General features: G+C 71.6%; 21 protein-coding genes. 14 read left to right on the top strand and 7 right to left on the bottom strand.

From position 1 onward, the window contains the following. Window positions 1-35 precede the first annotated feature (35 nt). The 4 genes from M8C13_RS22055 to M8C13_RS22070 are packed head-to-tail and all read left to right on the top strand — an operon-like array spanning window position 36 to window position 3,563. Window positions 36-857, top strand: a complete 822-nt coding sequence (locus tag M8C13_RS22055; protein ID WP_252482556.1) for a CoA transferase subunit A — start codon at window positions 36-38, stop codon at window positions 855-857. Continuing rightward, window positions 854-1,603, top strand: a complete 750-nt coding sequence (locus M8C13_RS22060) for a CoA-transferase subunit beta (protein WP_252482557.1) — start codon at window positions 854-856, stop codon at window positions 1,601-1,603. The genes M8C13_RS22055 and M8C13_RS22060 overlap by 4 nt, the downstream gene beginning before the upstream one ends. After that, window positions 1,600-2,775, top strand: a complete 1,176-nt coding sequence (locus M8C13_RS22065) for a thiolase family protein (RefSeq protein ID WP_252482558.1) — start codon at window positions 1,600-1,602, stop codon at window positions 2,773-2,775. The genes M8C13_RS22060 and M8C13_RS22065 overlap by 4 nt, the downstream gene beginning before the upstream one ends. Window positions 2,776-2,786: 11 nt before the next feature. Continuing rightward, the gene (locus M8C13_RS22070) at window positions 2,787-3,563 is read left to right on the top strand and encodes an IclR family transcriptional regulator C-terminal domain-containing protein (protein WP_252482693.1); all 777 of its coding nucleotides are present in this window, start codon (window positions 2,787-2,789) and stop codon (window positions 3,561-3,563) included. Window positions 3,564-3,569: 6 nt separating this feature from the next. On the opposite strand, the gene M8C13_RS22075 is transcribed toward M8C13_RS22070, so the two are convergent. From M8C13_RS22075 to M8C13_RS22085, 3 genes are all read right to left on the bottom strand, one after another. Then, window positions 3,570-4,661 carry a maleylacetate reductase gene (locus M8C13_RS22075; RefSeq protein WP_252482559.1) on the bottom strand — a complete coding sequence of 364 codons (1,092 nt, stop codon included), beginning with the start codon at window positions 4,659-4,661 and terminating at the stop codon, window positions 3,570-3,572. A gap of 23 nt (window positions 4,662-4,684) precedes the next feature. Beyond that, on the bottom strand, window positions 4,685-5,842 hold the full coding sequence (locus M8C13_RS22080) for an NAD-dependent formate dehydrogenase (protein ID WP_252482560.1): 1,158 nt from the start codon (window positions 5,840-5,842) through the stop codon (window positions 4,685-4,687). Window positions 5,843-5,947: 105 nt separating this feature from the next. Then, complete coding sequence (locus tag M8C13_RS22085; protein ID WP_252482561.1) at window positions 5,948-6,871, bottom strand: LysR family transcriptional regulator; 924 nt, start codon at window positions 6,869-6,871, stop codon at window positions 5,948-5,950. Window positions 6,872-7,108: 237 nt separating this feature from the next. On the opposite strand from M8C13_RS22085, the gene M8C13_RS22090 reads away from it, so the two are divergent. The 9 genes from M8C13_RS22090 to M8C13_RS22130 all read left to right on the top strand — a co-directional run bounded on the left by M8C13_RS22090 (window position 7,109) and on the right by M8C13_RS22130 (window position 16,087). Continuing rightward, window positions 7,109-8,086 (top strand): ABC transporter substrate-binding protein, encoded by a 978-nt coding sequence (locus M8C13_RS22090; protein ID WP_374213116.1) that lies wholly within the window; start codon window positions 7,109-7,111, stop codon window positions 8,084-8,086. Continuing rightward, a complete protein-coding gene (locus tag M8C13_RS22095) occupies window positions 8,083-8,883 on the top strand; it encodes an ABC transporter permease (RefSeq protein ID WP_252482563.1) in 801 nt (266 codons plus the stop codon). The genes M8C13_RS22090 and M8C13_RS22095 overlap by 4 nt, the downstream gene beginning before the upstream one ends. Then, entirely contained in the window at window positions 8,880-9,662 is a 783-nt protein-coding gene (locus tag M8C13_RS22100) for an ABC transporter permease (RefSeq protein ID WP_252482564.1), read from the top strand. The genes M8C13_RS22095 and M8C13_RS22100 overlap by 4 nt, the downstream gene beginning before the upstream one ends. Further along, window positions 9,659-10,468, top strand: coding sequence for an ABC transporter ATP-binding protein (locus M8C13_RS22105; protein WP_252482565.1), 810 nt, complete (start codon window positions 9,659-9,661; stop codon window positions 10,466-10,468). The genes M8C13_RS22100 and M8C13_RS22105 overlap by 4 nt, the downstream gene beginning before the upstream one ends. 19 nt (window positions 10,469-10,487) lie before the next feature. Further along, the gene (locus tag M8C13_RS22110) at window positions 10,488-11,666 is read left to right on the top strand and encodes a 4-hydroxybenzoate 3-monooxygenase (protein ID WP_252482566.1); all 1,179 of its coding nucleotides are present in this window, start codon (window positions 10,488-10,490) and stop codon (window positions 11,664-11,666) included. An 86-nt stretch (window positions 11,667-11,752) separates the two neighbouring features. Next, window positions 11,753-12,670 (top strand): ABC transporter substrate-binding protein, encoded by a 918-nt coding sequence (locus tag M8C13_RS22115; protein WP_252482567.1) that lies wholly within the window; start codon window positions 11,753-11,755, stop codon window positions 12,668-12,670. Beyond that, the gene (locus tag M8C13_RS22120) at window positions 12,667-15,234 is read left to right on the top strand and encodes a nitrate- and nitrite sensing domain-containing protein (RefSeq protein ID WP_252482568.1); all 2,568 of its coding nucleotides are present in this window, start codon (window positions 12,667-12,669) and stop codon (window positions 15,232-15,234) included. Before M8C13_RS22115 ends, M8C13_RS22120 begins: the two co-directional genes overlap by 4 nt. Then, entirely contained in the window at window positions 15,231-15,656 is a 426-nt protein-coding gene (locus M8C13_RS22125; RefSeq protein WP_252482569.1) for a roadblock/LC7 domain-containing protein, read from the top strand. The genes M8C13_RS22120 and M8C13_RS22125 overlap by 4 nt, the downstream gene beginning before the upstream one ends. 59 nt (window positions 15,657-15,715) lie before the next feature. Continuing rightward, the gene (locus M8C13_RS22130) at window positions 15,716-16,087 is read left to right on the top strand and encodes a DUF427 domain-containing protein (RefSeq protein WP_252482570.1); all 372 of its coding nucleotides are present in this window, start codon (window positions 15,716-15,718) and stop codon (window positions 16,085-16,087) included. On the opposite strand, the gene M8C13_RS22135 is transcribed toward M8C13_RS22130, so the two are convergent. Both M8C13_RS22135 and M8C13_RS22140 read right to left on the bottom strand, forming a co-directional pair. After that, window positions 16,074-16,775, bottom strand: a complete 702-nt coding sequence (locus tag M8C13_RS22135) for a TetR/AcrR family transcriptional regulator (protein ID WP_252482571.1) — start codon at window positions 16,773-16,775, stop codon at window positions 16,074-16,076. The genes M8C13_RS22130 and M8C13_RS22135 overlap by 14 nt on opposite strands. A 16-nt stretch (window positions 16,776-16,791) precedes the next feature. After that, entirely contained in the window at window positions 16,792-17,889 is a 1,098-nt protein-coding gene (locus tag M8C13_RS22140) for a DNA alkylation repair protein (RefSeq protein ID WP_252482572.1), read from the bottom strand. Between the two features lie 64 nt (window positions 17,890-17,953). Here M8C13_RS22140 and M8C13_RS22145 point away from each other — a divergent pair, with 64 nt between their 5' ends. After that, a complete protein-coding gene (locus M8C13_RS22145; protein ID WP_252482573.1) occupies window positions 17,954-18,793 on the top strand; it encodes a TIGR03620 family F420-dependent LLM class oxidoreductase in 840 nt (279 codons plus the stop codon). Here the strand turns inward: M8C13_RS22145 and M8C13_RS22150 are convergent, their stop codons facing one another. Further along, on the bottom strand, window positions 18,794-19,144 hold the full coding sequence (locus tag M8C13_RS22150; protein WP_252482574.1) for a hypothetical protein: 351 nt from the start codon (window positions 19,142-19,144) through the stop codon (window positions 18,794-18,796). Window positions 19,145-19,404: 260 nt separating this feature from the next. Then, complete coding sequence (locus tag M8C13_RS22155) at window positions 19,405-19,785, bottom strand: YchJ family protein (protein ID WP_252482575.1); 381 nt, start codon at window positions 19,783-19,785, stop codon at window positions 19,405-19,407. Window positions 19,786-19,808 lie beyond the last annotated feature (23 nt).

Here is a 19,808-nt window from a genome sequence, read left to right on the forward strand (position 1 = left end):
AACTTGTGTGCGCTATGCGAACATTGGAGCGGGCGATGGCGGAGATCGTGTCGCTGGCGGACGGGGTCAGCGAGCTGGTGCGGGACGGGGATGTCGTCGCGCTGGAGGGGTTCACCCACCTGATCCCGATGGCGGCCGGGCGGGAGATCATCCGGCAGGGACGGCGCGACCTGACCCTGGTCCGGATGACGCCGGACCTGGTGTACGACCAGCTGATCGGGGCCGGCTGCGCGCGGAAGCTGGTCTTCTCCTGGGGCGGCAATCCCGGGGTGGGGTCGCTGCACCGGTTCCGGGACGCGGTGGAGCACGCGTGGCCCCGGGCATTGGAGCTGGAGGAACACAGCCACGCGGGGATGGCCAACCGCTATGTCGCCGGGGCTTCCGGGTTGCCGTTCGCGGTGCTGCGCGGCTATTCCGGGACCGATCTCGGCTCGGTGACCTCGACGATCCGGGCGATCGACTGCCCGTTCACCGGGGAGCGGCTGGCCGCGGTGCCCGCGCTGAACCCGGATGTGACCGTGGTGCACGCGCAGCGGGCCGATCGGCGCGGCAACGTGCAGCTGTGGGGGCTGCTCGGGGTGCAGAAAGAAGCGGTGCTGGCGGCTCGGCGGAGCTTGGTCACCGTTGAGGAGGTGGTGGAGAAGCTGACACCGGTGCCGGGGGCGATCGTGCTGCCGTCCTGGGTGGTCAGCCGGGTGGCGGTGGTGCCCGGTGGAGCCCATCCCTCCTACGCGCAAGGCTATTCCGAGCGGGACAACCAGTGGTACCAGGACTGGGACCCGATCTCGCGGGACCGGGAACGGTTCCAGGAGTGGTTGCGGGACAACGTCTTCGCCCCGGCCGGGAGGATCGGATGAGCGGGTACACCGCGGATGAGATGATGACGGTGGCCGCCTCGCGGGCGTTGCGGGACGGCGTCCGGTGCTTCGTCGGGATCGGACTTCCTTCCACCGCCGCGAACCTGGCGCGCCTGACGCACGCGCCGGAACTGGTGCTGATCTACGAGTCGGGCACCCTGGGGTCCAAGCCGGACCGGCTGCCCGCCTCGATCGGGGACGGCATCCTCGGCGAGACTGCGGATGCGGTGATCAGCGTGCCCGAGGTGTTCAACTACTGGTTGCAGCCCGGACGGATCGACGTGGGCTTCCTGGGGGCGGCGCAGCTGGACCGGTTCGCCAACATCAACACGACCGTGGTCGGGGACTACCAGGACCCCAAGGTGCGGCTGCCGGGAGCCGGTGGCGCGCCGGAGATCGCGGCGTCCTGCCGGGAGGTCTTCGTGGTGGTGCGGCAGACCCGGCGCAGCTTCGTCGAGCGGGTGGACTTCGTGACCTCGGTCGGACACGGGCGTGGCGCTGGTGATCGGGAGCGGCTGGGGTTGACTGGAGCCGGTCCCACAACGGTGATCACGGATCTCGGGGTGATGCGGCCGGATCCGGAGACGCGGGAACTGACGCTGACGCAGGTGCACCCGGGTGTGTCGGTGGAGCAGGTGCGCGCGGCCACCGGGTGGGAGTTGCGGGTCTCCCCCGAGCTGGGTGAGACGCCCGCGCCGACCGCGGCGGAGCTGGCGGCGTTGCGGGAGCTGAAGGGGCGGTCATGACCGAGGTGTTCCTGCTGGACGGTCTGCGGACCCCGTTCGGGCGGCACGGCGGTGCGCTGTCGGGAGTTCGGCCGGATGACCTGGCGGCGCTGGTGTTGCGGTCGTTGACCGAGCGGACCGGGTTTGACCCTGGCGAGGTCGACGAGGTGGTTTTCGGGGCGGCCAACCAGTCCGGCGAGGACAACCGGAACGTGGCGCGGATGGCCGCGCTGCTGGCCGGGTGGCCGACCTCGGTGCCGGGGACCACGGTGAACCGCTTGTGCGGGTCGAGCCTGGACGCGGCGATGCACGCCTCGCGGATGATCGCGGTGGGTGACGCGTCACTGGTGGCCGTCGGCGGGGTGGAGTCGATGAGCCGGGCCCCGTGGGTGCTGCCCAAGCCCACCAAGGGTTTCCCGGCCGCCGACGCGACCCTGCACTCCACGACGCTGGGGTGGCGGATGGTGAACCCGGCGATGCCGCGGCAGTGGACGGTGTCGCTGGGCGAGAGCACCGAGATCCTGGCCGAACGGTCCGAAGTGGACAGAGCGAGCCAGGACGAGTTCGCGTTGCGCAGTCACCGGCTGGCCGCGGCGGCCTGGGACGCGGGGCACTACGACGACCACGTGGTGCCGGTGCCGGGCGTCGAGCTGGCTCGGGATGAGAGCATCCGGGCCGACACGACGGCGGCCAAGCTGGCCGGGCTGAAGCCGGTGTTCCGTCCACAAGGGACAGTCACGGCCGGGAACTCCTCGCCGCTGAACGACGGCGCTTCGGCGTTGTTGCTGGGCGATGAGGCGGCCGCACGACGGCTGGGCGTGACGCCGTTGGCGAGGATCGCGGGGCGGGGCGCGGCCGGGGTGGATCCGGATGTGTTCGGGCTGGGGCCGGTGCGGGCGGCGGAGATCGCGTTGCGGCGGGCCGGGATCGGATGGTCGGACCTGACCGCGGTTGAGCTGAACGAGGCGTTCGCGGCGCAGGCGCTGGCCTGCCTGCGCGCCTGGCCGGAGCTGGATCCGGAGATCGTCAACGCCGACGGCGGGGCGATCGCGCTGGGTCATCCGCTGGGCGCCTCGGGCGGGCGGTTGCTCGCGCAGCTGGCTTACCGGCTGCGGCGTGCCGGTGGCGGTTGGGGGCTTGCCACACTGTGCATCGGGGTCGGGCAGGGCCTGGCCGTGGTGTTGCAGGCGTGAGCAGGAGTGAGATGGAGCAGGCGGAGTGGGGCGCGCACCACGTGCAGTCGTTGGCGCGCGGGCTGGCGGTGATCACCGCGTTCGGGCCCGACCGGCCGGAGCTGACCCTCAGCGAGGTGGCCAGGGAGACCGGGATGACCAGGGCCGCGGCCCGGCGGTTCCTGTTGACGCTGGTGGACCTGGGCTATGTGCGCACCGACGGCAAGCAGTTCACGCTGACCGCCCGGGTGCTGGAGCTGGGGTACGCCTACCTGTCCAGCCAGTCGCTGCCGGAGGTGGCGCAGCCGCACCTGGAGCGGTTGTCGGCCGAGGTCGGCGAGTCCAGCTCGGTGTCGGTGCTCGACGGCGGCCATGTCGTGTACGTGGCGCGGGCGGCGGTGTCCCGGATCATGACGGTCGGCATCAGCGTGGGCACCCGGTTCCCGGCGTTCGCGACCTCGATGGGCCAGGTGTTGCTGGCGGAGCTGGACGAACCGGAGCTGGACGCGGCGCTGGCGGCCAGCGGGCTGACCCGGCTGACCTCGCGGACGATCACCTCGGCGGAGCGGTTGCGGGAGCAGCTGCGGGTGGTGCGGGCACAGGGCTGGGCGGTGGTGGACCAGGAGCTGGAGGAGGGGCTGCGGTCGGTCGCCGCGCCGATCCGGGACCGGGCCGGGCGGGTGGTGGCCGCGGCGAACATCGCCACGCACGCCAGCCGGGTGTCGGCGGGGGCGATGGAGGCGGAGTTGTTGCCGCGCTTGCTGGTGGCCTGCAAGGGGATCGAGGAGGACCTGCGGGCCCGGCGGTGACTTCGCTCAGGCCACTCCCCCGTCGGGGCGCAGGTCGGGCGGGCCTGCTGCGGCCGGGGCGCGACCGTGCCAGGCGTCCTCAAGCAAGGCGGCGATGCCCTCGGCGGTGAGCGGGCGCGGGTTGGGGTACGGGGTGGCGGTGGCCAGCTCGACCGCACGCGGCAGATCGGCGGCGGCCAGCCCCAGTTCGCGCAGCGAGGTGGGGCCGCCGAGGCGGAGGACCAGCTCGTGCACGCCGCGGGGCGCGTCGGTGACGCCGAGGGCCTCGGCGACCTGGCTCATCGCGGCTGGGGCCGCCGGGGCGTTGTAGGCCATGGCGTGCGGCAGCAACACCGTGTGGGTTTCCGCGTGTGGCAGGTCGAAGGCGCCGCCGAGGGTGTGGCAGAGCTTGTGGTGCAGGCCCATGCCGACCGAACCGAGGCAGGTGCCGGCCAGCCACGCGCCCTGCAACGCCTCGGCGCGGGCGGCCAGGTCGGCCGGGTCTGCGGCGATGCGGGGCAGGGCGCGGCCGAGACGGGTGATCGCCTCCACCGCCAGCCGGTCGGTGACCGGGTTGGCCTGCGGCGCGTACAGGGCCTCCACGGCGTGCGCGAGGGCGTTGACGCCGCTGGTGACCGACCGGCGGGGCGGCAGGGCGAGGGTCAGCTCGACGTCGTAGAGGACCGTCTCGGGCAACACCTCCGGCGAGGTCAGCGTGGTCTTGCCGCCCTGGTCGGTCTGGCCGAGCACCGCGGTGACCTCGGAACCCGCGTAGGTGGTGGGCAGCACGACCTGCGGCAGGCCGGTGCGCAGGGCCAGGGCCTTGGCCAGCCCGATGGCCGAGCCGCCGCCGATGGCGACCAGGCAGTCGACGCCGTGCTCCCGCACCAGTGCCAGCGCGGTCCCGGTGACCCCGACCGGGGTGTGCGGGACCGGGCGTTCGAAGCGGGCGGCCAGCAGCGGGCCGAGCAGCCCGGCCGCCCGGTCGGCCGAGCGGGGCGAGCCGATCAGCAGGACCCGGCTGCCGCCGAGCGCGCGGACCTCCTCGGGCAGCCGAGCCAGGGTGCCGGGGCCGAAGAGGATCCGGGCCGGGTTGGCGGTGTATTCGAACGTGGCCATGGGCGCATCGTGCCCGAGGGGGCTCAGCGAGTGGAGTAGGAGCGCGCGCCGGTGCCCGCCAGCCTGCCGCCCTCCACGATCAGGTACTCCTCGCGGATCGGGGAACCATCGAAGAAGTTCTCCAGGATCTCCCTGGTGCCCGCGGCGTAGCGGGTCTGCGCGGACAGCGAGGAGCCGGAGATGTGCGGGGTCATGCCGTGGTGCGGCATGCTCCGCCACGGGTGGTCGGCGGGGGCCGGTTGCGGGTACCAGACGTCACCCGCGTAACCGGCCAGGTGGCCGGACTCCAGTGCCCGGACCACGGCCTGCTCGTCGGCGATCTTGGCCCTGGCGGTGTTGATCAGGTAGGCGCCGCGGCGCATGGTGGCGATGAGCTGCTCACCGAAGAGCCCCTCGGTCTCCGGGTGCAGCGGCGCGTTGATGGTGACCACGTCGCAGTGCGGGACCATGCTGGCGGCGTCCGGGTGGAAGGTCAGGCCCAGCTCCCGCTCCAGCTCGGCGGGCAGGCGGTGGCGGTCGGTGTAGTGCAGGTGCACGTCGAAGGGCTTGAGCCTGCGCAGCACGGCCAACCCGATCCGCCCGGCGGCGACCGTGCCGACGTGCATGCCCTCCAGGTCGTAGGAGCGGGCCACCGCGTCCGCGATGTGCCAGGCGCCGTCCCGGACGATCTGATGCGACGGCAGGTAATTGCGGACCAAGCTGAGGATCATCATCAGCACGTGCTCGGCCACGCTGATGCTGTTGCAGTAGGTGACCTCGGCGACGGTCACCCCGGCCTCGATCGCGGCGGCCAGGTCCACGTGGTCGGAGCCGATGCCCGCGGTGACCGCGAGCTTGAGGTTGGCGGCCTTGGCGATCCGCTGCGCGGTCAGGTAGGCGGGCCAGAACGGCTGGGAGATCACCACGTCGGCGTCGGCCAGCTCGCGTTCGAACACCGAGTCCGGGCCGTCCTTGTCCGAGGTCACCACCAGGGTGTGCCCCCTGCTCTCCAGGAACCGGCGCAGCCCGAGCTCGCCGGAGACGCTGCCCAGCAGCGCGCCGGGGGTGAAGTCGATGGCCCGGGGACTGGGCAGGGTCTGGCCGTCCGGATAGCGGTCCAGGTGCGGCAAGCCGTCCCTGGCATAGCCGGTCGGGTAGCCGTCGACCGGGTCGTCGTAGAGCACGCACAGCACCTTCGCCATGTCGCCTTCTCCTCGCACTGGGTAGGTTTCCCTTGCCCTACCGAGCGTTCAGTGCGGCAACGACGCAGGTCAAAGCGTTTGTCCCTGTCAACCGATAGGCCGGGGCTATGACAGGTGGGCGCGCGCGACGCGGTCCAGCTCGCCGCGCACATCCACCACGCGGGCCACCTCGGCCAGCGCCGCGGCCATCGGCGCCTCCGGGTCGCGGGCCGCCGTGACCAGGCCGACCCGCGGGGTCTGCGCGGTGCCGTACAGGGGCAGCGCGCGCATCCCGGCCGGCACGCCGAACATGTGCAGCCAGGCGTGCGAGATGACCGAGTACCAGGTCCGGGTGGCCACGTGCGCGTACAGCGCGGCCACCGAGTCGGTCTCCACCGCGGGCGCGACGGTGGCGCCCGCGGCGGCGAAGAGCTCGTCCAGGATCCGGCGGTTGCGCATCTGCGGCGACAGCAGGCACAGCGGCACCGCGGCCGCCTCGGCCCAGCCCGCCGAACCCTGACGAGCAAGATCACTGTCGCTCGGCGCGAGCAAGAGATAGCGTTCCTCGTATACGGGGAGTCGCCGGACCCGGCCCAGCGGCTCACCGTCCAAATAGGTCAGTCCGGCGTCCAGCTCGAACTCGGCCAGGCCGTGCGCGATGTCCCGAGAGGACAGTGACCGGATGCTCACCCTGGCGTGCGGATGTCGTTGGCAGAACGGGGCTGTCAGCAACGAGACCGCGGTGAGCGCGGTGGGGATGGCGCCGATCCGGACCGTGCCGGTGAGCCCCTGGCGCATCTCCGTCAGCTCGTCCTGGAGGGCGTCCCGTTCGGCCAGGATGCGGTGCGCCCACAGCAGAACCCGCTCACCCTCCGCAGTCAGGCCGTCGAACTTGCGGCCCCGGTCCACCAGCGGCGTGCCCAGTTCCTTCTCCAGGGCACGGATCGCCGAGGACAGCGAAGGTTGCGAGACGTGGCAAGCCGCGGCGGCGCGACCGAAGTGCCGCTCCCTGGCGAGCGCGACCAAGTACTCCAGTTGACGCAACAGCACACCCCAGCATGGTCCAGTCCGGCGGCCGCGGTCCAGTCGCGCAACCGATTCCACATTGCCGTGCAACCGATTCCACATGGGATTTTCACGCTGCTGAACCAGTCCACAATGGACATTCAGTGTTTTGAGTCCGACCCGGATGGACGATTTCCCGGAAATGCGGGAACCCCTAGCATCGCCGGGGTGCTGCGGCGGCGAACCCCACACGAAATTCCCATTCCAGCGACCCGGCAGGTTGTGACCACCAGGTTTTCCCTGCGTACCACTGCTTTCGCACTATCCGGCGCACTGGCTCTCAGCGGCTGCGCCTCCCCTGTCGCCGGTGGTGGCGACGGTTCCGGCACCAGCGGCGCGACCACCCCGGTCAGTCTGGGGGTCGTGCCGGTCATCGACGTGGCACCCATCTACCTAGGCAAAGAAAAGGGTTTCTTCGCCAAACGGGGGATCGACCTGCGTTTGGAGACCGGCCAGGGCGGCGCGGCCATCCTGCCAGGGGTGATGAGCGGTCAGCTCACCTTCGGCTTCAGCAACATGACCTCGCTGCTGGTGGCCAGGGACAAGGGCCTGGACGTCAAGGTGGTGGCCAACGGCACCTCCTCCACCGGCAAGTCCGGCGCCGACTTCGGCGCGGTGGTGGTGCGCGGCGACTCCCCGGTGCAGAGCGCGAAGGACCTGGCCGGCCGCAGTGTCGCGGTGAACACCCTGAAGAACATCGGCGACACCACGGTGCGCGCCTCGGTGCGCAAGGCCGGGGGCGAGGCGGCGGCGGTGAAGTTCACCGAGCTGGCCTTCCCGGACATGCCCGCGGCGCTGGCCAAGGGCAACGTGGACGCGGCCTGGGTGGTGGAACCCTTCCTCACCATGGCCAAGAACCAGGGCGCCAGGGTGGTGGCCTGGAACTTCGTGGACACCGCGCCCAAGCTCAGCGTGGCGGCCTACTTCACCTCGGCCAAGCTGCGGAGCGAGCAACCGGACCTGGTGCGCAAGTTCACCGAGGCGGCCAACGAGTCCTCGACCTACGCCCAGGCCCACCCGGAGGAGGCGCGGCAGGCCATCACCGGCTACACCAAGATCACCAAAGAGCAGGTGGCCAGCCTGACCCTGCCCGACTGGCCCGCCGAGGTGAACCGCGAGTCCGTGGCCACCCTGGCCGAGCTCGCCCCGCAGGACGGCCTCGTCTCCGGAAAGCCCGACCTGACCGCCCTGCTGCCATGATCCTCACCTCCCCGGTGCGCGGCGCCGGCACCTCGGCCACCACCCTCGGCGCGCTCGGCGTGGCGGGGCTGGCGGTCGTGCTGGAGCTGGCGCCGCGTCTCGGGCTGGTGTCCACTGTGTACCTGCCACCGCTGACCGAGGTGCTCGGCGCGCTCGGCGCCGAGGCGGCCAGTCCGGTGTTCTGGTTCTCCCTCTACGAAACCCTGCGCGGCTGGGCCATCGGCCTGCTGCTCGCGGTGGCCGGCGGCATCCTGCTCGGCGTGCCGATCGGGCTGCTGCCGGTGGTGCGGCAGGCCACCGCCTCCACCGTGGAGTTCCTCCGGCCGATCCCCTCGGTCGCGCTGGTGCCGCTGGCGGTGCTGCTGTTCGGCACCGACCTGCGCTCCACCCTGCTGCTGGTGGTGTACGCGGCGTTCTGGCAGGTGCTGGTGCAGGTGATCGCCGGGGTGCGCGATGTGGACCCGGTGGCCCGCGACACCGCCACGGTGTTCCGGCTGGGCGCGCTGGCCAGGGTGCGGCACGTGGTGTGGCCCAGCGCCCTGCCCTACGTGCTCACCGGGGTGCGGCTGGGCGCGAGTGTCGCGCTGGTGCTCGCGGTCACCGGTGAGCTCATCATCGGTTCTCCCGGACTGGGCAGGCAGATCGCGCTGGCCCAGTCCAGCGGCGCGGTGGCCACGCTGTACGCGCTGGTGCTGGTGACCGGTCTGGTCGGCATGCTCCTCAACCTGGTTTTCCGGGCGGTGGAACGACGTGTGCTGGCCTGGCATCCGGCCGTGCGAGGTGACTCGGTCCGGTGACCGCCAGACTGCTCCGACGCCTCGCCTACGCGGCGGGGCTGCCGGGAGTCCTCTTCGGCCTGTGGTGGCTGACCTCCGAAGGCAGCCAGAACATCTACCTCCCACCACTTTCCCGGATCCTGGCCACCTTCGGCGAGGTGTGGTTCTCCGAGCGGCTGCTCAACGACGTGCTGCCCAGCCTCGGTCGCCTCGCCGCCGGATTCACCCTGGCCGCGCTGGCCGGGATCGGCCTGGGTGTCCTGATCGGACTGTCCAGGACGGTGCGGCTGGCCACCGAACCGGTGCTGGAGTTCTTCCGCGCCATCCCGCCACCGGTGCTGGTGCCGATCCTGATGCTGTTCGCGGGCATCGAGGACACGATGAAGATCACCGTCATCGCCGCGGGCGCGGTGTGGCCGGTCCTGCTCAACACCGTGGAGGGCGTGCGCGGCATCGACGAGGTGCTGCGGGACACCGCCCGGCTCTACCGGCTGTCCGGGCGGACCGTGCTGTGGCACCTGGTGCTGCGCTCGGCCAGCCCGCGCATCTTCACCGGGTTGCGGCAGGCGCTGTCCATCGCGGTGATCCTGATGGTGGTGAGCGAGATGTTCGCCGCCACCAACGGTTTGGGCTTCACGATCATCTCCTTCCAGCGCGGTTTCGCGATCCCGGAGATGTGGAGCGGCATCATCCTGCTCGGACTGCTCGGCGTCGCGCTGTCCCTGCTGTTCCGCGTGGCCGAACGCCGCGCGCTGTCCTGGTACCTCGGTCTGCGTCGCGCCCAGCGGGACGACGGATGAGCCGAGACGTCACGGAGGCGAGGCAAGGCATGCTCACGGTGCACGAGCTGCACAAGGTCTACCCCGGGGAGAACCGGACGGTGGAGGCGGTCCGCGAGGTCAGCTTCGAGGTCGCGCCCGGTGAGCTGGTCTGCCTGGTCGGCCCGTCCGGCTGCGGCAAGACGACCCTGCTCAAATGCCTGTCCGGCCTGCTGCCACCCACGGCCGGATCCGTCGCGGTGAACGGGAAGACGGTGACCGGGCCGCCGGTGGAGCTGGCGATGGTGTTCCAGGAGTACGGGCGCAGCCTGTTCCCCTGGCTCACCGTGTGGGAGAACGTGCAGCTTCCGTTGCGGCAGAAGAAGATGCCCAAGGCCGAACGGGCACGACTCGGCAGGCTGGCGCTGTCCGCGGTGGACCTGGCCGGTGACCACGACGCCTACCCGTGGCAGCTCTCCGGCGGCATGCAGCAGCGGGTGGCCATCGCCCGCGCGGTGGCCTACCAGCCCAGGGTGCTGCTGATGGACGAGCCCTTCGCCGCGGTGGACGCCCAGACCAGGGCCGACCTGGAGGACCTGATCCGCAGGGTGTGGCGGGACCTGGGCGTGACCATCCTGTTCGTCACCCACGACATCGACGAGGCGGTCTACCTCGGCGAGCGGGTGATCGTGCTCTCCAGCGCGCCCACGGTGGTGCAGCAGGAGATCCACGTCGACCTGCCGGAGGAACGCGACCAGCTGCACACCCGCGCGCTGGCCCGCTTCGCCGAGCTGCGGACAGAAGTCTACGAGCAGATCCAGAAGGCCAAAGCGTCCGCGACCCGATAAGGGAAAGGAGGAACCGCTCGTGCGCACCAGGGTTGGCATCGTCGGCGCCGGACCGGCCGGTCTGCTCCTGTCCCACCTGCTGCACCGCAACGGGATCGACTCGGTGGTCCTGGAGACCCGCAGCCGTGACTACGTCGAGAAACGGGTCCGCGCCGGGGTGCTGGAGGCCCCGACCGTGGAACTGTTGCGGGAGGCCGGTCTCGCCGAGCGGCTGGACCGGGAATGCCTGACCCACCACGGCATCCTGCTGCGCTTCGACGGGGTGGAGCACCGGATCGACTTCGCCGACCTGGTCGGCAAGGCGGTCACCGTCTACGGGCAGCAGGAACTGGTCAAGGACCTCATCGCGGCCCGGCTGCGGGACGGCGGGGACCTGCGGTTCGAGGTCAGCCAGGTCAGCGTGCACGAGCTGAGGACCGACTCACCGTGGATCCACTACACCGACCGGCACGGCCGCCCGCAGGTGCTCGACTGCGAGGTCATCGCCGGCTGCGACGGCTTCCACGGCGTCACCCGCCCGGCCGCGCCCACGCTGACCGCGCTGGAACACCGCTATCCCTTTGCCTGGCTGGGCATCCTGGCCCGCACCCCGCCGACCCGGTCCGAGGTGGTCTACGCCGCGCACGACCGCGGTTTCGCGCTGGCCAGCATGCGCAGCCCGGAGATCAGCAGGCTCTACCTCCAGGTGTCCACAGAGGACACCGCGGCGGACTGGCCGCTGGAGCGGGTGTGGAGCGAGCTGAGCGCGCGGCTCGGCGAGGAGATCCGGCCGGGTGAGGTGCTGGAGACCATCCACACCGACCTGCGCGCCTTCGTCGCCGAACCGATGCGGCACGGGCGGCTGTTCCTGGCCGGGGACGCCGCGCACATCGTGCCGCCCACCGGCGCCAAGGGGCTGAACCTGGCCATCGCCGACGTCGCGCTGCTGGCCGACGCGCTCACCGCGCTGCTGGCCGAGGACGACGAGCGGCCTGCCGAGTCCTATTCGGACACCGCGCTGCGGCGGGTGTGGCGGGCGCAGCGGTTCTCCTCGCTGATGACCGACATGCTGCACCGCCCGCCGGACGGCGACCGGTTCCAGCGCTACCTCCAGCTCTCCCAGCTGCACCACACCGTCAGCTCCACCGCCGCGGCGACCAGTCTCGCCGAGGACTACGTCGGACCCCCCTTCGCCCGCACAGTCGCCGTGCCGAGTTAGGAAAACCCGAGATGACCCCGCTACCCCGCAGACCGCGATTATTCCTAGTGCTGCTGGCTTTTCTGCTCACCACCACCGGATGTGGTGTGCTAGGCGGATCCGGCGGTTCCGGGGCTCCGGCGCAGGAGCAGCGGATCCGGCTCGGCATCATGCCCGTGGTGGACGTGGCCCCGGTGCACATCGCGCTGGCCAAGGGCTACTTCGCCGCCGAGGGCCTGACCGTGGAGCTGACCACCATCCAGGGCGGGGCGGCCGGGATCCAGGGGCTACTCAAGGACGAGCTGGACTTCACCTTCGGCAACTGGGTGTCCTTCTTCGCCACCGAGGCCAAGGGCGCGGCCAAGAACGCCGGCGGCATCAAGCTGGCCGCCGACGGCTACCAGGCGCGGGCCAACATGTTCCTGATGCTCACCGGGCCGGACTCGCCGATCAAGAGCCCGAAGGACCTGGCGGGCAAGAAGATCGCCATCAACACCTTCAAGAACATCCTGGAGCTGACCGCGCGGGCCACCCTGGAGGCCAACAACGTGGACCCGAAGACAGTGACCTTCATGGAGATGCCGTTCCCGGACATGCAGGCGGCGTTGCAGAGCAAGAAGGTGGACGCCGCGTTCATGGTGGAGCCCTTCATCAGCAAGGCCGAGCGCACCCTGGGCGCGGTGCCGGTGCTGGACGCGGCCAGCGGGCCCACCGCGGACATCCCGATCGCCGGGTACGCCACCACCGGGGCCTTCGCCAAGGCGCACCCGCGCGCGGTGGAGGCCTTCCGGCGGGCGCTGATCCGCGGTCAGCAGGACGCCGCGCGCAAGTCCACTGTGGAGGCGCTGCTGCCCGGTTACGCCCAGACCGACCCGGAGACCGCGGCCCTGGTGCACTTCGGGGTCTACCCGATCAGCATGGAAGCCACCCGGTTGCAGCGGGTGGCCGACCTCATGCGCACCTACGGACTGCTAGAGGCGCCGATGGACATCAAACCGATGCTGCTCAGCGGGAGCCCGGCATGAGCGAGCACGCCAGGACCAAGCAGGACACCGGCCGGAGCTACTCACCGCGGAACTGGCCACTGCGCAGCAAGCTCGCGGTGGTGCTGCTGGTGCCCGCGCTGAGCACGGTCACCCTGGCCGGGTTGCGGCTGAGCAGCCAGCTGGGCGAGGTCGACCGGTTCGCCACGGTGCAGCAGGAGCTGCAACTGGCGGGCAAGGTGGTGGCCACCGGCACCGCGCTGCAACGGGAACGCGAGGCCGCGGTGTCCTTCGTGGCCAGTGGCAGGGCCGCGGGCGCGCCGGAGCACAACTCCCGGATGGCCACGGTGGACCTGCGGCTGGGCGAGCTGCGCGCGCTCGGCGCGGCCGCCACCTCGGTCGGCGGCGGCGTGCGCGGGGCGTACGACGTCGCGCTGGAGTCGCTGGACAAGCTGACCGCGCTGCGGCGCACCGTGCAGAGCACCAAGTACCCGGTGGGCGCGACCATCACCGGCTACACCCAGATCCTGGACTCCCTCACCCAGGTGCAGCGGGCCGCCACCGCCGGTATCAACGACCCCACGCTCACCCCGCTGGCCTCCGCGACCAAGGCGCTGGCCGATGCCAAGGAACAGCTCGCGGTGCAGAACGCGATCCTGCTGGCCGCGGCCCGCGCCGAGGAGTTCCCGCCGGGCCAGGCCGCGGCGCTGCGCGCGGCCCGCTCCCGGTTCGACGCGGCGCTGGCGGAGTTCGAGTCCACCGCGAGCCTGGCCGACCGGCAGCGCTACCTGGACACCGTCAGCGGTCCGCCGGTGGACGGGCTGAACCGGTTGGTGCAGCTGGCCCTGGTGCAGTCCGCGGCCGGACAGTCGGTGACCATCGCCGACAGCGAGGTGCTGCGCGACGGCGACCGCACCGCGGAGCTGATCGCCCAGGTGCTCACCGAGATCCAGCAGCAGGCGGAGAAGTCGGTGGTCACCGTGATCGCGGACGCGCGGGCCGCGGTGTACCGGGACTCCGCGCTGGTCGGGCTGGCGCTGCTGGCCACCTTCGCGTTGATGATCATGGTGGCGCGCTGGATGCTGGTGCCGCTGCGCGCACTGCGCGGCGCGGCGCTGGACATCGCGCGGGAACGGCTGCCCGCGGCGATCCGCCGGATCCGCGCGGAGAAGGACCCGAGGGCCTCGGCGGAGGCCGCGGTCTCGCCGGTGCCGGTGCACACCACCGACGAGGTGGGCCAGGTGGCCCGCGCCTTCGACGTGGTGCACAAGGAAGCGGTGCGGCTGGCGGTGGCGGAGATGGCCTTGCGCGCCAACGTCAACGAGATGTTCACCAACCTGTCCCGGCGCAGCCAGGAGATGGTGGAGCGGCAGATCGACCTGATCGACCGCCTGGAGCAGGAGGAGCTGGACCCCGACCACCTGGCCCGGCTCTTCGAGCTGGACCACCTGGCCACCCGGATGCGCCGCAACAGCGAGAACCTGCTGGTGCTCTCCGGCACCAGCCCGGAGCGCTGGGTGACCCGGCCGGTGCCGGTGTTCGAGGTGATCGGCGCGGCACTGTCCGAAGTGGAGGCCTACGCCCGGATCGAGGTGCTGCCGGTGCCGGAGACGCTGATCCAGGGCCGGGTGGTCACCGACCTCACGCACCTGGTGGCCGAGCTGCTGGACAACGCGACCGAGTTCTCCCCGCCCACCACCAAGGTCTCGGTGCGCGCGGTGATGACCCGCTCCGGCAAGCTGGTCATCAAGATCCGCGACCGCGGCATCGGGATGAACAGCGAGGACCTGGCCCGGTTCAACCAGCGGCTGGCCGACCCGCCCGAGGTGGACGTCTCGGTGACCCGCGCGATGGGCCTGTTCGTGGTCGGCGAGCTGGCCAAGCGGCACTCGATCACGGTGCAGCTCAAGGACGACGAGTTCGAGGGCGGCACCACCGCGCTGGTCATCCTGCCGCCCGCGCTGCTGCACAAGAAGGATGCCCCGGTCGTCCCGGATCCGTTGCCCCGCAACGGGACCGATGCGAACCCGCTCCCCCGTCCCCGGGTTCGCATCGGCCGGGGCGACACCACCGTCCGGGCCGGCACGCCGCAGCGGGAGCTCACCCTCTCGGAGTGGTTCAGCGCCTCCTGCGGCACCGAGGAGCCGCAGATCCCGGCGCTGGCCGCGCCGCAGCGCCCGGTCCGGCCGGAGACGCCGCAGGTGAGCGTCACCTCGACCTGGGCCTCCCCCGCCGACGACGGCTGGCAGGCCGCGGCCGCGCTGTCCACCCCGGTGGAGCACCCGGCCACCGAGGCCGGGCTGCCCAAGCGGGTGCCGAAGTCCTTGCTGGTGCCCGGTTCCTCGCCGCAGCGACGGCACGCGCTGGCCGAACCGGCGCAGCCGAAACCGGCGGGCGGCCCCTCGGCGGAGCAGCTGCGGGACCGGTTCTCCGCCTACCAGAAGGGCGTCCGGCACGGCCGGGAGTCCACAGAGGACACTCCCCCGCCCGGGACTTTTGGCGATAACGGGCACCACGAGCCGCGGCCGGGCATCCCCAGCCAACCGGACGGTCCCCGTGACCCGCAGGCGGATGAACGGATTCTGGCGAACAAGGAGCGGCAGTGAGCACCGACACCGAACAACTCGACGACTTCCACTGGCTGGTCGACGACTTCGTCAACCGGGCGGCGGGGGTCTCGCACGCGGTGGTCCTCTCCGCCGACGGCCTGCTGCTGGCCACCTCCAACCGCCTGCCCGGCCAGCGCGCCCAGCAGCTCTCCGCCGTGGTCTCCGGCCTGGTCAGCCTCACCATGGGCGCGGCCCGCTGCTTCGAGTCCGGCGCGGTGAAGCAGACCGTGGTGGCGATGGAACGCGGCTACCTGTTCCTGATGACCATCAGCGACGGCTCCTGCCTGGCCGCACTGGCCGCGCCGACCTGTGACATCGGCATGGTGGGCTACGCGATGGCCCGGCTGGTGGAACGGGTCGGGCCGCAGCTCACCCCGGAACTGCGGGCCCAGCTGCACGCCACCGCCTCCCGCAACTAGCCGTCGGAACAAAACGGAGGGCTCCGGGGTTGCCGCTGAAGAGACTGTGGAGGTGTGTCATGGCGGCGAAGAAGGTCCTCACCCCGGGGCCGGCCCACCCGATCACCGTTGAGCCGCACCCGGACCGGGTGGTGGTGCGCGCCGGTGACACCGTGCTCGCCGACACCCGCGACGCCCTGGCGCTGCGGGAGTCGACGTATCCGGTGGCGCTCTACATCCCGCGCGCGGACCTGCGCCTGGAGCAGTTCGAGCGCACCGGGCACCAGACCTACTGCCCGTACAAGGGCGAGGCGAACTACTTCAGCCTGCCCGCGCTGGGCCAGCGGGGCGAGAACGCGGTGTGGACCTACGAGAACCCCTACCCGGCGGTCGCGGAGATCAAGGAGCACGTGGCCTTCTACCCGGACCGGGTGACCTTCAGCGAGTCGTGACCGGCGCGGCCAGGCGCCGCAGCCACTCGCGCAGCAGGTGCGCCTCGCCCTCGCTGAGGTCCGCCGGGTCGCCGTCCAGTGCGGCCAGCAGCGCCACCGCCGCGCCCGGCACCGTGGTGGCCGCCGGGGTGTCGGTGAGCAGGGCGGCGATCACGTTGTCCCGCAGGCGATCGGAGAGTCCCAGGTCCCGGTCGGACTCGGGCTGGGCGATCAGGTTCAGGGTGATCCCGATGTTGGCGGCCACGATCTGCCGGGCCGCCTCCTCCGGCGGCACCCGCAGCCGGCCCTGTTTGGCCACCCCGGCAAGCAGTTCCAGCAGTCTGGCCTCGGCACTGCTGGTGAGCGAGCAGGGCACGCCCGGCTCGATCTGGCCGTAGAGCAGCACGTAGAACTTGGGGTGCTCCAGGCCGAACCGGACGTGCTGGTCCCAGCCCCGGTGCAGCGCGGCCACCGGGTCGCCGTCCGGGGCGCCCGGCTCGTGCAGGTACTGGCTGAAGCCGTAGTTGACCACGCTGTCCAGCAGCCCCTGCTTGCTGCCGAAGTGGTGGTACAGCGTGGGCGCCTGCACCCCGGCGCGCTCGCAGACGGCCCTGGTGGAGACCGTGCCGTCCGGCGAGTCGTGCAGCAGCTCAGCGGCGGCGCGCAGCAGGCGGTCCCTGGCCCCACCGCCGCGCCGCTTCTCCGTCATGTAGCAAGTGTAGCGCTCAGCCGAGCAGCCGGAACCCGGTCCGCCCGAAGGCCGTGCCGTTGACCTGCACCTCGATCAGATGCTCGCCCGGGTAGTACACCCTGGTGCTGATCTTGCGGAAGGAGTGCTTGCGGGACAACGTGATCCGCTCACCGGGGGCCAGCACGCAGGTGGTCAGCTTGAACACCTTCGGGGTGCGCGCGCCGTTGGCCTTGAGGTGGTGCACCACGTAGTCCACGGCCAGGTTCGCCGCCGCCGCGCCGGTGTTCTCCAGGGTCACCTCGAACGGCAGGTCCGCGCCGAGCGCGACGGTGGCTCCGGTGAGCACCGGGCCGAGCACGGTGACCCCGGGGACCGGGCGGAAACCCAGTAGCGCCAAGGCTTCCGGGTGTCCCTTCTTGACCAGGGTGCGCAGTGCGTGCCGGACCAGCCGAGGGGTGTTGCCGTCCGGTTCGGCCAGCCAGCGGGCCGCGGTTTCCACCACCAGGCCGGGTTCGGCGCGGCTGAGGTCGTTGAGGTGGTTGGCCACCGAGCGGCGCACGTACTCGCTGTCGTCCCGGTAGAGCGCGTCCAGGACCGGGATGGTGCAGTGGGGCTGGTCCAGGATCGGCCGGACCTTGCGCGCCCAGGGCAGGTGCGCCCTGGTGCCCTCGCTGGCCAGCCGCCGCACGTGCTCGTCGGGGTGCCCGGTCCAGGACCGCACGATCGGCAGGCACTGGTCCAGGTCGGCGGCCAGCAGCGGGCGGATGGCGAACTCCGCGGTCAGCCGGGGGGTCAGCGCGGCCAGCAGGTGCAGCGCCGGGGTGATGGCGGGTGGGTCCTGGACCAGCGCGCGGGCGGTGACCGCCTCGGTGACCGGCCAGACCAGCCAGCCCTGCGCTGACGGGTCGGTCAGCAGCTCCCGGAACTGTCGGTCCAGGCCGGCATAGTCCCCCGGCAGGTCGGCCAGCAGCGCGCCGGCCAGCAGGTCGCTGCGCTCGCGCAGGCTCAGCCCGGCCAGGCCGTCGGCCGCCCGGCGCAGCGCGGGCAGGCGGTTGCCGGGCACGATCCGGGCGACGGCCTCGACCAGCCGGGCGGCGACCTCGGGTCCGAGCAGCTCGTCAGCGAAGGGCATGCGACTCCCAGCGGGTGCTATGTTTGCTATAGAGCGAACTATAGCAGCACCTCAAGGAGGATCCGTGACCGCACAGCTCGGCACGCACGGCGTCTGGCTCGGCCCCCAGCACACGCCCCGGCTCACCGACTACGTCCGGGAGGCCGAGGACCTCGGCTACGGCACCGCCTGGATCGGCCACGGCATGGCCGCCCTCGGCGAGCTCGAACAGCACGAACAGCTCCTGGCCGCGACCAGGACGATCACCGTGGCCAGCGCGATCGTGAACATGTGGACCAACGAGCCGGAGGCGGTGGCCCGCGGCTACCACCGGATCGCGGAGAAGCACGGCGAGCGGTTCCTGCTCGGCGTGGGCATCGGCCACCCCGAGGTGACCACGGCCTACCAGAAACCGCTGGCCAAGGTGATCGAGTACCTGGACCGGCTGGCCGAGGCCGGGGTGCCCAGGGAGGGGATCATCCTGGCCGCGCTGGGCCCGAAGACGCTGAAGCTGGCCGGGGAGCGGACCCTGGGCGCGATCCCGTACCTGATGCCGCCCGCGCACACCGCGCAGGCCCGCGAGCTGGTCGGCGGCGCGGTGCTGGCCCCGGAGCAGACGCTGGTGGTGGACACCGACCCGGTCCGCGCCAAGGCCACCGCGCGCGAGTTCCTGGACCTCTACCTGGGGCTGCGCAACTACATGGGCACCCTGGTCCGGCACGGGCTGACCGAGGCCGAGGTGGCCAGGCCGGGCAGCGACCGGATGATCGACCTGCTGGTCCCCGGCGGCGGCCCGGAGCAGCTGGCCGCCACGGTGTCCGCGCAGGTGGCGGCGGGCGCGGACCACGTGGGCATCCAGGTGGCGGTCAGCGGCACGGACGACCCGATGCCGGGCTACCGCGCGCTGGCCGAGGTGCTGTGGTGATCAGGCGCGCACCACCGAGCTCGCGCTGGAGAGGTGGTGGGCGACCAGGTCCAGGACCCGGTTCAGCCGGGCCACCTCGTGGTTGAAGGTGGCGAAGCGCAGCGGACCCTGACGGACGCGGCGGGCGAACAACCGGATCTGGTGCACCACGAACCGGGCCGGGCCCACCGCGCTGTCGGAGGACAGCCCGCCGCTCTCCCTGGCCAGGACCGCCTCGATCCGGTCGGCGAGCTGGTCGGCCTTGCGCGCCTGGGCGGCCGCCAGCTCCTGCAGGGTGCTGGGGGCGCTGCGCTCAGCGGCGGGGAGCAGGGGTTCGAACCGGTCACGCCCGGAGAGCTCCGCCCACAGCATTACCCCGAGCGCACGGTTGGCGACCCGGAGCACGGACGCATGCTGACCACGTGGCGACCCTACGTTCACGTTTGGCGTCACTCCGACGGGTTAACCATTGCTCCGATCCGCCAAACTCGCTCTCCGCCGAAAGATCCACAGCACCCCTCCGCCCGGCCGCGGTCACCCGGTCGTGCGGAGACGTTTACCCAGCTCACTGCCCTGATACCGGGTTGACGCCAACCGGCAGATCAGGGCGAATGTCACCGGATGGAGTGCGTTTAGGCTCCGATCGGCGCGAGGTAGACCCAGGTGCCGTCCACCCGCTCGAACCGGCTGTTCTCGTGCAGCACCTCGTCCCGGCCCTCGTACCGGTAGTGCGCGTTGAACTCCACCGTGCCCTCCTGGTGGAACAGCCCGCCGCCGGTGCCGCCCAGGATCTCCAGCCGCGTCCAGCGCATGTCGGTGTCGAAGTCGACCCCGGCCGGGCGCGTCCTGGGATGCCAGCTGCGCAACAGGTACGCCTCGTCCAGCAGGGCGAACGCGCTGAACCGGGAGCGCATCAGCAGTTCGGCGGTGGCCGCGGCGCGCTCGCCGCGGTGCAGCGCGCCGCAGCAGTCCGGGTAGGGCGCGGGCAGCCCGCAGGGACAGGATCTTGGCATCCCGACATTGTCCGCGAGCAGTG

Source organism: Crossiella sp. SN42 (assembly GCF_023897065.1).
Lineage (GTDB): Bacteria > Actinomycetota > Actinomycetes > Mycobacteriales > Pseudonocardiaceae > Crossiella.